We start from the raw sequence: 11,973 nt of genomic DNA, 5'->3' as shown, positions 1-11,973 counted from the left end.
ACGGAAAAAGAGAATGGCTGTTTTTATTTTCGTGACCAACATCAATACAAAAAGAGACATCAACCGGTTAAAACCTTACCTGGACCATAATCAGGACATTATTAACTGGACCGTAGACCTGACTGATGAGGAAAAAGTTCTCAGAGTAGAAACCGATACCCTTTTACGCTTTGAGGTGACCACACTGATCAGGGTTTGCGGTTATGATTGTCATAAAATGGATTGGTAATGTTTTGGGCAGGCCACTTGCGGCTTGCCCTTTTTAAATAATAAAGTCCTGATAGCTTTACAGTTTAACATTTTTTAAAAGATCTGGTCTTTATCTTTTAAACAGAAAGCTTAAATTTGTCCGCACACACAAAACAACTATGCAGATCAATTTTGAGCCTCTTTATTTTCTGGACTCCCCGGATCTATCCATTTTTGAGATTAAAAGACTGGACCAGCCGCTAAACAGCCCTCTGGAAGACGTTTTTTTCTGGATGATCTATCATAAAGAACGTAAGGAGATTCAAAGACTAACTTTCCGTTCCATGGATTCTTCTTCTGTACTGGAAGAAAGGTTTTTTATTGAAGGCTTTTTAAAATTCAGTAATACCGAAGGCACTTATATCGCCAAATACAATTCCGGACAGTATGACCTTAAGCACCTTAAAGCGGCCGAATTTCCACAAGAGATCTCTGATGCCATACAGGTCTATTTTAGCCTGCAGCAACGGGCCTAAAGTTCTTTAGGGAGGTCCAGACGGGCAACCCCTATTCGGTCATCGGCCATTCCATAGTATACGTCAAAACGTTCCGGTTGTCCCAGATCATCCCTACGGTCTATGCCTGTAGGAAAAACCACATCGGCTATCACACCCACTTTTTCTTCAGGCAAATCGGGTTTTAGTATAGGTTCCTGACTTCTGTAAAGAACGTTGTAGGGGTCTTTTTCAGACAAGATCATTAAACCTGCTGCATAGCACAACTGCTTTTTACCCCCGGAAGAAGGCCTTTCACTTTCCTGAACTCCGTGATAAAGAAACATCCAGCCAAACCTGGTCAAAACAGGCGGTGTCCCCGCACCTATTTTTAGGGCTTCCCAGGTTGCTGCAGGTATTGCCAGGGGGCGATGGGAAGTGAATTTAGCTTCATGACAAATTTCTTTCGCTTCGGGGTGAATATGGCTGTAAGAAAGCCATATGCTTTCCCGGTGCAAATCAAGTTCTTTGTCCCAGGGCCTACGTCTTTTTTCTTCCGGTCTTGTGCCTGGAAAAAGAGGCCTGTGCAACATGCCTAAAGAAGCATTTCCATGGGCACTTGGAATGGCCAGCGGAAAAAGACTGGCATCTTTATTATCTATACCATTAAATTCGATATGCTCATAAGGGGAATAACTCACCAGGCCTAATCTTTCCCAGTTTAGCAGATCTGCAGAACGCGCCATGGCAATCCTTGGCCCCTCAGGAGAAAATGCGGTATAGGTCATTATATAATGTCCTAAAGGTTCTACGTAAGTGACACGGGGGTCTTCACAACCCCCAGCCCCATCTGGACGCTTCTCATAAGGCATCTCCGGTTCCAGGGCAATTCCAAGTCGCTCTACACTGTGCGGATCACCCTTGCTGTTAAACTTCACCTTTGCAATGCCTATTCTGGAATAGTTCTCCTTTGTTGCTATACGTGGAAAAAGGTACAATTCTCCATCCTTGCCCCTGGCAGCAGCCGGGTTTAATACCCCTCCAGCTTCCTGAATATTACCCGGTTCGGGTTCCATAATTACACCAAGACGCTTTAATTTAAACTTTTCCATGTTTATCCTTATTTAAAGCAATTATAGTTTCAATCACTCTTTTTGTTTCCTGAGGATCTCTTACCTGAATACAATCGGCCCCGGTCGTTCTGGCCGGATAGTCGTTCCCACCTTCAAAAAGGGCATCTCCTATAAAAAGCATCTCTTGTATAGAAATATCAAGGATATCCCGCAACTTAAACATCCCATAAGCCTTATCAATTCCGGGTTTGGTTACGTCAATAGAAGTTGCTCCCCCTAAACGGACAGAGAAATCCGGGATCATTTTATCGAGCAGTATTTTAATTTTTTTTCGTTTCTCAAAGTCAGGGTCCCAGGCTTTTTTAGGTTCCAAAGGAGCTTGCTGACCAAGTGCAGAAAAAGTGATCTGACTGCCGCGGTCTTCAATTTGCGCACCCCAGGTTTCTGAAGCTTTGAAACCAGATTCAAGAACGGCCTTGTCTAAAGCCGAAATGATCTGTTTACGCTCTTGGGTCGTAAAATCTTCAGAATATATTTTCTTCCAGCCGGTACTTCCGTATTTAAAAAATTTGGTTCCACAGGTTGGAAGAATAGATAAATGAGCGAGTTTGGCCTTTTCAGGAAGCTGGGAAATGACTTGTTTTTCGAACTGTGGCCAGTCACCCCCAGAAATGATTGCAGCCCTGTCTACTTTCAACAGGGTACTCAGCAACAGGGCCATTTCTTTATCTAAGGCAGCTTTGCTTTCGGCCAATGTGCCATCGAGATCAAAAACGATCAGTCTTTTCATGGAACAGGTTTGTTTTATCAGTTGTTGCTGATACAACATCTAAACCTTAATTTAGTTTCAGCTCATCTATTTTCTCCTGCAGATAAATTCCCCGTTACCAACCGGAACCATCAGGCAGTCAAAGCGTTCATCAAGTTCAGCCAGGTCAATCATAGGTTTAATCCCTTCATAATGATCAATCGCATTGTCTGCAACAATAAGTCCGTTTCTTACCATGTGGCCAGATACCAGGCGAAAACATTTTTCGTAAACCTCTTTTTCGGCATCAAGAAAGCACAATGCAACCTGTCCAAGCTGATGGCCATAATCCAGAAAGTCCCCCTGCACCAGCTCTATTGTATCTTCCAGACCCGCAATCCGGAATGTTTCCCTTGCAAGGTTAATTTTAGCCTCATCGAGTTCAAAAGTTTTCACTTTTTTTCCTTTTTCCTTTGCTGCAAAGGCCAGCCATAAGGTAGAATAACCTGCACTGGTCCCAATTTCTATAATTTCGCCTTCTGGTATATTGATCGTTAACAGGGAAAGAAACTTACCCGTATCCCTGGTGATTTGACGCAGTCTTTTGTTTCGGGGTGTCCCATCGCTACGGTCTTTCTGATCCAATTTTTCCAGGTAAGCCATTCTTTCTGATAAGACTGCGGGTATTTCTGTAAACATATTTTTATAGATATATCACATAAAGATAAACAAAGCAAGGTGTTAATGATTAAAGAATAGAGCGATTGCAGTGTAAAATAATTTTCATTTTGAGAATTAATCCTTAAATTAATAGAAATAAAAGCCTGTTCTTTAACTGTTCTTCTGATAAATAATGATATTTGAGTACATTTTAAACCCTACCCTAATGAAAAAATCTACTTTATTTACTTTGGCACTCTCTTGCCTGGGCCTTATTGGTTATGCCCAGGACAAAACCACCGCAGACACCACAAAGAGGTGGACCATACATGGAGAAAACACTTTTTTAATCAATCAAAGCTCCTTTTCCAACTGGGCCTCCGGAGGGGTCAATTCTGTTGCAGGAAACCTGCTGTTCAATTATGACTTTAATTATAAACTGGATAAATGGAGCTGGGACAATAAAGTGATTCTGGGTTACGGCTTAAGTAAACAGCAAGATGTTGGTGTACGTAAAAATGATGACCGGATTATTTTAAATAGTTTACTCGGTTATAAGGCTGCACAGTACTGGCTTTACACCTTTTACATGAATTTCCAGACCCAGTTCGCAAAAGGCTATACCTATAGCGGGAACTCCAGAACTTTAATTTCAGATTTCCTTGCCCCAGCTTATCTGACTTTCGGACCTGGTTTCGCCTATAAAAAATCAGACAATTTTAGGGTCAATATTTCGCCATTTGCCTCCAGGATCATTATTGTCAGAAACGACAGCTTAGCTCCATCTTTTGGAGTGGATGCCGGAAAAAACATCAAGTACCAGTTTGGTGCTTCCCTGGATGCCTATTACAAAATTAACCTGATGGAGAACATTGCCTTTGAGAACATCTTAAAACTCTATTCCGATTACCTGGATAAACCTGGAAACATCTACACAGACTATACAGCCAACCTTTTTATGAAGGTTAACAAATTTGTCAGTGTAAATGCCGGAGTACAGCTGATCTATGATGATAAAACCAAAATTCCATATAAAGACAATGCAGGTAATCCTCAAACGAAAAAGGCTTTGCAGGTCAAACAAATTTTCGGAGCCGGCCTGACCTATAAATTTTAAAAAAAAGACCTTCTGTTGAAGGTCTTTTTTTTATCTATACCACAGTCATTTACATTTTTTAACATTCATTTGACGATCTGCATCTTGTACAAATGCCGATTAATTTCCGTAAATTGTGTTTTGTTACAGAGGAAATATAATGAGAAAATCCATTTGTTTAATTGCCCTTTCCAGCACACTTTTTGCCTGCTCTTCCAAAACAACCAATTTTGGTTCTGAAGAGAAGTCCGGAATGGCTCATGGAATGGTGCAGCTTGGTGAAGTTGAAGGCTATTTCTCTAGTCTGAAACCTGCCCAGGACACCGTTCTGATCTTAAACAAATCTTCCTTCAGCAGAAATTTTCATCCGGCCCGAACAATGGGGAGCCCTTTGACGGACATCAACTTCGACACCAGAAAAACAGCAGCTATTGTGTTGCCCGAAACGGTATTCGAAACCGACATTCGGATAGACAGCACTTATGTGCATGAAAAAACATTGCACATCGTTTACTCTGTAAAACAGTCACCAGAAAAAAGGTCTTTTACCACTATTCCTTCCAAGGCGTTTACTTTTGATGCCAAACTTGATGTGCAGGCTGTTTCCTTTGAAAAAGCCGGAAAGGCTACAAAAATAGAGCTATAATTATCCGGTTCATTTGCTGCGCTTAATCAATCTTTTTGAGCATGTGAATATCCTTGGGTTCTTTTTTGAACAGCTCATCATCCACTTCTTTTGTTACAGCACCTCCACTTTTTTTGTAAAAGGAAACTGCAGATTGTGTCTCTGAAGAGGAGATATACAAATATACCGCTCCTTTCTTTTTTGCTTCTGTTTCCAGTATTTTTAAAAGAGCTGCCCCAATACCTTTCCTTCTGAAATCCCTGGAAACATACATCAGGTCCAGTGCCAGCTGATTTTTTTCCTTACCCAGGAATTCATAGCCCAAAACACCAAAGCCAATTAAACGTTCGCCATAAAATGCACCTGCGGCGGCCGCTCCGTTTTTTAAATTCAAAAGATATCTGTCCTCGATCTCTTTCAACTCCTGGGCAGACCAACCCTTACTTTCCAACAGGGTCTCTGTTTCCACTAACCGGTCATCTTTTAATTCATAAAGCCGCTCTATGGTTTCAGAACGGTCAATATCGGATAGTTTTGTTGCCATTTCAGGCGTCATATTTTGATAGCGGATCTCCATGTTCAAAGGGGTTATGGGTTACATCATCTTTTTTTTCATCAGTTCCAGAAAAGTACTTTTATAAACATCACCCAAAGGGATTTCCAAAGGTACATTTTTCAAAAAAAAACGGTACCCATCAATCACGCTAATTTTCTCGGATGCAATTAAAAAAGATTTGTACACCCTAAAGGTGTAGGAATAGTTTACAAGAACCGTCACCATAAAAGTACAAAAACCAACATCTTATTTTTTTAAATCAGCTCGAATTAATTTTCGAATTTAACGGGTGATCGAACGAAATCTTCTTAAGTTTACAGGCACAACTATTGTTAGTTATCTGCTTAAAATAGAAATATGAAATCCCAGTTTTCCAGGGCCTGTTGTTTTACCGTTTCCCTGATCCTGTTCCTGTTACCAGCAAGTCATGCTTCCATATTGTCATTTTTTTCGGAAAAAGAATTCAATGCCTTTTTCCCAAAACATGATCCTTTTTTTAATTATACGGCTTTTCAAAAAGCCATTAAAGAAATGTCCCTCATTAAAGTTAAAATTGAGAAAAGGGGAAACTGGATTTATAAACTCAGCAGAACGGATTTGAGAACTGGCAAAACAACCGTTATCCGGCAGGATCCCGATTGGGAAACCGATTGGGCAAAAGTTATGCCTTACACCCTGATTCAAATAGATTATGCAGACTTTTGCAATGGAAAAGACCCTGCTCAAAATAAAAAAGAAGCAGCCGCTTTTTTTGCACATATCGCGCATGAGACCCGAAATGGAGTCAACGGCCGTTTTGATGATGGTTTAATGCTTAAACAGGAATTAAACACAGACTCCCCTTATATTATTCCTAATAAAATTTATCCGCCCTCAAAAGGCGAAAAATATTATGGCAGAGGGCCATTACAGTTGAGTTATAATGGAAATTACGGATTCGCTTCAGACTGTATCCTGGGTGATAAAAACATTTTACTCGAAAAGCCCTCCCTTTTAGTAACAGATCCTGTACTGGCTTTTAAAACAGCGATTTATTTTTGGATGACCCCACAAAGCCTTAAACCTTCTGCTCATGCTGTAATGACAGGTAACTGGAAACCTTCAGAAAAGGAAATCAAATCTGGTTATAAACCCGGCTTTGGTATGACCATTAACATCATTAACGGAAGCATAGAGTGCAATAAAGGGGAAACACTCCCAGCCATGAAAAACAGAATAGATTTTTACCTGCACTTTTTAAAACTATTGGGGGTCCGGGAAGAAAAATGCAATTGCTCCTGCGGAAAAATGCAACCCTTTCCGGCTTAGTGCTTTTTACTCTTCAACCATTTTAAGGCCGCAATAATTTTATTGTCTTTATGAAGATTCTCAAAATTATCTCCCCCCTCAACAAATTCATCCGGACTTACAAAAGCCTCATAAAGACGACCGTTACGGTCTGCTTCTACAGAGTTTGACAAGAAAACTCCGATCTGATTATTGAACTGAAAAGAAATGTTGGCTGTGGTGTAGCCCGCTGTATTTTCTCCGATGAACCAGGTATTTTTACGTCCTTTAAAAGAAATTGCAGTGACTTCCCCGGAACTTGCTGTAACCGGTCCGATCAGGATCACAAGTTTAAGTGCAGGATTTCCTTTACAGGTACCTGTAATTTCAAATTCACGGTCATCGTTGCTGTATATCCCATGATTCCTCAAGGACCAGGTTTCACCGGTTTTGGTTACCGGGTCCATGAATGTCCCTAATTTTCCTTCTGCCAGTAAACCGGCCAGCCCAGCAATCATCGGGTTCATGTTTCCTCCCGAGTTTAATCTTAAATCCAGGATCAGTCCTTTAAGTTCTCCCGGCTTAAGTTTGCATAAGGAATCCTGAAGAGCCTTACACAAACGTTCATTATCACCTTTCCTTGTCGGATTGTTCCGTGGGACCAATAAATACCCATAGTCATTTTCCAGCATCAGCGCCACTGCTTCCGTGTTTTTTTCCTTTAGTTTTAACAACAGATTATGATATATAGCGGTATCCAATTTTTTTTTAGGAAAATTTCCATAATGATATCTGCGACCTTCCGTGATAAAGGCATGATGATCACCGAGACTTTCAAACAAATACTTTATCGCAGGGATGACCTCTTTAATCGTTTTGGCTCTGGAAGATTTAATCCTTACACTGTCCTCTAGTTTTGTCCAGTTCACTTTGTTCCGGTACATAGAGTTTTTTTTAGAAAATATCAATACGGTATCAACAAGACGTTTCGCACTATCTGCGGGATCAGGCTGTTGTGCCCGAACCAAAAATGGCAATAATAAGATTGCCAGGAATTGTATTTTTAATTTCATTTGCTATAAAATTTAATGTTAACCATAAATCTGAGGCAATATGAACATGGAAAACGATTAGATTAAAAATATTATCCAAAGCCTCCTTTTCTTTATTCCAAACCCCGAAAAACGATCTGTTTTATTCCTTTATCAAATACTTCGCTTTTAATTCCATTTTAGCGAGTTTAAATCGGCAATAATTTTAACCGAGCACTACAAAAAAATGCAAATTCTGTAATTAAAATGAGAGTTTAAAAAAAATACTTACCCGCCTACTAGTCCCTGTCTTGTCCGCAATTGTATTATAATTAAAAGGAGTGCACAACCTGATTACCTAAATAATTCAAAAACATAATGCTTAAAGCAACAAAAATGGAGGATAATGATATGCTCATCTAAACTCAGCAATTCAAGAACATCTTAACCGGATACCTTATGGCATAAAGTTCCGGTGCATATTCACTAATTGTAACCTGCCTGCTTAAAATACACCTTTATTAAGGGTAAGCGTTCGCGGGCCCATCAAATCAACGACACATTCGCATGAAAAAACTCGAGCCTATAAGGTTCCAGGCATTTATTGCCCTACTATTAACCGGACTGAGCCTATTTCCGCTTAGTGCAAAAAGTCAGGAGAAACACACACTGAGCGGAACGGTTAAATCTTCCAAAACCGGTGAAACACTAATTGCGGCCACCATTAGGGTGACAGGCACAAAACAAGCAGCCATTAGCAATGAATATGGTTTTTACTCTTTAACCCTTGCAACAGGCAAATATACCCTCGATGTGAGTGCGGTAGGGTTTAAACCCTTTAAAACAACGGTAGACCTTCAAAAAAACACTTTACTGAACCTATCTCTGGAAGATAATGAAAACCAGCTGGAAACGGTAACTATAAGTGCGGGTACAGGAAAAAGAAGCCTGGAAAACCCTCAAATGGGTATGGAACGGCTTAGTATAGCCGAAACAAAAGATATTCCAGTATTACTTGGAGAAAAAGATGTAATTAAAACCATGCAGCTATTACCTGGTGTCAAGTCGGCAGGTGAAGGTTCGGGCGGATTTTTTGTTCGTGGTGGTGGTGCCGATCAAAACATGATCCTTTTGGATGAGGCCCCTGTTTACAATGCCACTCACCTGCTCGGCTTCTTTTCGACATTCAATTCAGATGCCGTAAAAAATGCAACCCTATATAAAACAGGAATGCCCGCACAATATGGCGGTGGGCTTTCTTCTGTTCTGGATGTGAAAATGAATGATGGAAACAACCAAAAATTTGGGGTAAGCGGAGGGGTTGGCGTGATCGCTGCCAGGCTTAATGTAGAAGGCCCTATCCAAAAAGAAAAGTCGTCCTTTTTGATTTCTGCCCGAAGGACCTATGCAGACATGTTTCTTAAATTGTCTAAAGATTCCAGTACTAAAAATGCGAAACTCTATTTTTACGATGTAAATGCAAAACTCAATTACATACTGGGAGACAAAGACCGCCTGTTCTTATCCGGTTATTTTGGAAAAGATGTAATTGCAGGCGATAAATTATCAGGCATCAACTGGGGCAATGCCACTTCTACCTTACGCTGGAACCATGTTTTCAACAGTAAGTTATTTTCCAATACCTCCATTATTTTCAGCAATTACAATTATACCATCCAATCTAACGAAGAGGAAAGCTCTTTAAGCCTTTTCTCTCAAATCAGAGATTGGAATTTCAAAGAAGACCTGCAGTGGTATGCCAATGAGAAAAACACGTTAAGTTTTGGGATCAATTCCATTTACCATACGATTAAACCAGGAGAAGTCCGGGCAACGGGCAATTCCGGCGTAATTTCCCAGAGTTTGCAAAATCGTTTTTCTTTAGAAAATGCGGCCTATGTCAGCAATACCTGGAAAGCGAGCGATGTATTCAGCCTCACCTACGGACTGCGTGTTTCGGCCTTCAGTATTCTTGGAAAAGGAGATTACTACACCCTGGACCAAAGCGGCAAGGTAAACAGCACAACAACTTATAAAAGTGGTGAAATTGTAAAAACTTATGTTAACCTCGAGCCCAGGCTTGCCGCTTCTTTCCAACTAAACAACAGCACTTCCCTAAAAGCTTCTTACGTAAGAAACGCACAAAACCTCCATCTGATTTCCAACTCTAATGCTTCTTCCCCTACAGATCGCTGGGTAGCCAGCACCAATCTCATTAAACCAGAAATCAGTGACCAGTTCTCTCTGGGCTATTACAAAAACCTAGCTGAAGGCGCTTATGAGCTGACCGTTGAAACCTATTACAAAAATCTGCAGAACCAGATCGATTACCGGAACGGAGCAGATGTATTTACCAATGAACCCATAGAAACACAGCTTTTATTCGGGAAAGGAAGGGCTTACGGAGCAGAATTTCTACTCAAAAAGAAAACAGGCAGACTTACAGGTTGGATTGGTTACACCCTTTCCAAATCAGAAAGAAAAATTGATGGGATCAATAACAATAACTGGTACAATGCCAGACAGGACAGAACACATGACATCTCTATTGTTGCCATGTACCAGCTGAGCAGTAAGTGGACCCTCTCTGCAAACTGGGTATACTCCACAGGAAATGCGGTAACCTTTCCTGTTGGGAAATACAAACTACTCGGACACAGCTATTTTGACTTTGCCGAGCGTAATGCAGACCGGATGCCAAGCTATCACCGCCTGGACCTGGGGGCAACACGCCTGTTAAAACAAACCAAGAAATTCTCTTCCGAGCTTAATTTCAGTCTTTACAATGCTTATGGACGCGAAAATGCCTATAGAATTACTTTTAGGGACAACCCTTCGGATCCAAACAGGACTGAAGCCGTCAGAACGACCTTATTCCGCTTTGTACCGTCTGTTACTTACAATTTTAAATTTTAATTTATGAAAAGAATACCTTATTTAGTCTTTCTGGCTCTGATTTCAACACTTTGTTCCTGCGAGAAAGCAATTGACCTTAAATTAAAAGACAATGAACCTAAATATGTCATTGAAGGAACAATTACCAATGAAACGGGTATTTGCACCGTTTACATTAGCCAAACAAAAAACTTCAGTGATGACAACCAATTTAACGGCATTAGCGGGGCAATCGTTAAAATAGAAAACAACGGCCAAACTACATTACTCAATGAGCAAAGTACTGGTTTTTATACCACTACTCAAATCAATGGCACGCCGGGTCAAACTTATAAACTGAGTGTAGACATTAAAGGAAAACAATTTACCGCATCCAGTACCATGCCACAGCCGGTTCCTTTTTTAGACCTAAGCCTGAAACGTGAAGATGCCGATTCCATTCGTGTTACCCCCAAGGTTAAATATAAAGATCCACTGGACCAGAAGAACTATTACTGGTTCCAGCAATACCTTAATGGTAAAATCAGAAAAGAATACAAGGTGATGAATGACGATTTTACGCCCGGACAGGAAGTCAACGAGTATCTGGTTTACCACAATGAAACCAAAAACCGCAACCTCGATTTTAAAAGAGGAGATCAGCTGATGGTCGAAATGCACAGTATTGAGGCCCCTGTTTACACCTATTTGTTTACCCTTCTAGGGGCTGGTGGTGCAGATAACGGCGCTGCTCCTTCCAATCCGATCAGCAACATCAGTGGTGGTGCAAGGGGATTCTTTTCTGCCCACACCGTACAGCGAAAAAGTATTACAATAACAGATATGAAATCTAAATAGTTGAGCCCAACAAATTAAAATCCGGTAAATTGCAAGAGAGTTTACCGGATTTTTGCGTAAATTCTATAATTTTATTGGATCTGCTAAAGTTCTATTTCCAGTCCGATGAAAAACTTCAAAACCCTTATCCTGTTTAGTTTTTGCTGTATGTTATTATTTTCCTGCGCCAAAGCGATCCGAACAGATCTTTATTTTGGCATGAATATTCCTGGAGGCGGACAGGTATCCCAGCAACAGTGGAAAATGTTTACAGACAGTGTAATTACCCCGTATTTTCCTGAAGGTTACACCGAATGGGACGCTACTGGAAAATGGCGTGATACCGGCACCAAACAAACCATAAGCGAGCCAACAAAAGTAGTCACTTTTATTGGCCGGCCCACAAAAGCCAGAACACTCAGACTGGACAGTGTTGCTTTGAAATATATTCAGCTCTTTCGCCAGCAAAGTGTATTGAAAGTCAATAGTCCGGCACAGTTAAAATTTATCAACAATAACTAGCC

The 11,973-nt window shown here is 40.6% G+C and carries 13 protein-coding genes; 8 read left to right on the top strand and 5 right to left on the bottom strand.

What is annotated here, in order from left to right; genetic code table 11:
- Window positions 1-13 precede the first annotated feature (13 nt).
- Window positions 14-229: a hypothetical protein gene (locus tag B0O44_RS10390; RefSeq protein WP_110829976.1), complete on the top strand. Its 216-nt coding sequence runs from the start codon at window positions 14-16 to the stop codon at window positions 227-229.
- Between the two features lie 139 nt (window positions 230-368).
- The gene (locus tag B0O44_RS10385; protein WP_110829974.1) at window positions 369-725 is read left to right on the top strand and encodes a hypothetical protein; all 357 of its coding nucleotides are present in this window, start codon (window positions 369-371) and stop codon (window positions 723-725) included.
- Here B0O44_RS10385 and B0O44_RS10380 read toward each other — a convergent pair.
- From B0O44_RS10380 to B0O44_RS10370, 3 genes are all read right to left on the bottom strand, one after another.
- A complete protein-coding gene (locus tag B0O44_RS10380) occupies window positions 722-1,795 on the bottom strand; it encodes a glycoside hydrolase family 130 protein (protein ID WP_110829972.1) in 1,074 nt (357 codons plus the stop codon). The genes B0O44_RS10385 and B0O44_RS10380 overlap by 4 nt on opposite strands.
- Window positions 1,782-2,546 (bottom strand): HAD-IIB family hydrolase, encoded by a 765-nt coding sequence (locus B0O44_RS10375; RefSeq protein ID WP_110830433.1) that lies wholly within the window; start codon window positions 2,544-2,546, stop codon window positions 1,782-1,784. Before B0O44_RS10375 ends, B0O44_RS10380 begins: the two co-directional genes overlap by 14 nt.
- Before the next feature lie 66 nt (window positions 2,547-2,612).
- The gene (locus tag B0O44_RS10370) at window positions 2,613-3,203 is read right to left on the bottom strand and encodes an O-methyltransferase (RefSeq protein WP_110829969.1); all 591 of its coding nucleotides are present in this window, start codon (window positions 3,201-3,203) and stop codon (window positions 2,613-2,615) included.
- Window positions 3,204-3,390: 187 nt separating this feature from the next.
- On the opposite strand from B0O44_RS10370, the gene B0O44_RS10365 reads away from it, so the two are divergent.
- Window positions 3,391-4,281: a DUF3078 domain-containing protein gene (locus tag B0O44_RS10365; protein WP_110829967.1), complete on the top strand. Its 891-nt coding sequence runs from the start codon at window positions 3,391-3,393 to the stop codon at window positions 4,279-4,281.
- 139 nt (window positions 4,282-4,420) lie between these two features.
- Window positions 4,421-4,906: a hypothetical protein gene (locus B0O44_RS10360; protein WP_110829965.1), complete on the top strand. Its 486-nt coding sequence runs from the start codon at window positions 4,421-4,423 to the stop codon at window positions 4,904-4,906.
- Between the two features lie 22 nt (window positions 4,907-4,928).
- Here the strand turns inward: B0O44_RS10360 and B0O44_RS10355 are convergent, their stop codons facing one another.
- Complete coding sequence (locus B0O44_RS10355) at window positions 4,929-5,462, bottom strand: GNAT family N-acetyltransferase (protein WP_110829963.1); 534 nt, start codon at window positions 5,460-5,462, stop codon at window positions 4,929-4,931.
- 336 nt (window positions 5,463-5,798) lie between these two features.
- On the opposite strand from B0O44_RS10355, the gene B0O44_RS10345 reads away from it, so the two are divergent.
- The gene (locus tag B0O44_RS10345) at window positions 5,799-6,749 is read left to right on the top strand and encodes a chitinase (protein ID WP_110829959.1); all 951 of its coding nucleotides are present in this window, start codon (window positions 5,799-5,801) and stop codon (window positions 6,747-6,749) included.
- Here the strand turns inward: B0O44_RS10345 and B0O44_RS10340 are convergent.
- On the bottom strand, window positions 6,746-7,780 hold the full coding sequence (locus B0O44_RS10340; RefSeq protein ID WP_110829957.1) for a S41 family peptidase: 1,035 nt from the start codon (window positions 7,778-7,780) through the stop codon (window positions 6,746-6,748). The genes B0O44_RS10345 and B0O44_RS10340 overlap by 4 nt on opposite strands.
- Window positions 7,781-8,305: 525 nt before the next feature.
- On the opposite strand from B0O44_RS10340, the gene B0O44_RS10335 reads away from it, so the two are divergent.
- The 3 genes from B0O44_RS10335 (at window position 8,306) to B0O44_RS10325 (ending at window position 11,971) form a co-directional block, all read left to right on the top strand.
- Window positions 8,306-10,654, top strand: coding sequence for a TonB-dependent receptor (locus B0O44_RS10335; protein ID WP_110829954.1), 2,349 nt, complete (start codon window positions 8,306-8,308; stop codon window positions 10,652-10,654).
- Between the two features lie 3 nt (window positions 10,655-10,657).
- Window positions 10,658-11,470 (top strand): DUF4249 domain-containing protein, encoded by an 813-nt coding sequence (locus tag B0O44_RS10330; RefSeq protein WP_110829952.1) that lies wholly within the window; start codon window positions 10,658-10,660, stop codon window positions 11,468-11,470.
- 147 nt (window positions 11,471-11,617) lie between these two features.
- The gene (locus B0O44_RS10325; RefSeq protein WP_211321358.1) at window positions 11,618-11,971 is read left to right on the top strand and encodes a DUF3574 domain-containing protein; all 354 of its coding nucleotides are present in this window, start codon (window positions 11,618-11,620) and stop codon (window positions 11,969-11,971) included.
- The last annotated feature ends 2 nt before the right edge of the window (window positions 11,972-11,973 follow it).

Origin of the sequence: Pedobacter nutrimenti (genome assembly GCF_003208655.1) — a bacterium.
Taxonomy (GTDB): domain Bacteria; phylum Bacteroidota; class Bacteroidia; order Sphingobacteriales; family Sphingobacteriaceae; genus Pedobacter; species Pedobacter nutrimenti.
This window is presented reverse-complemented; position numbering and strand designations above follow the sequence as displayed.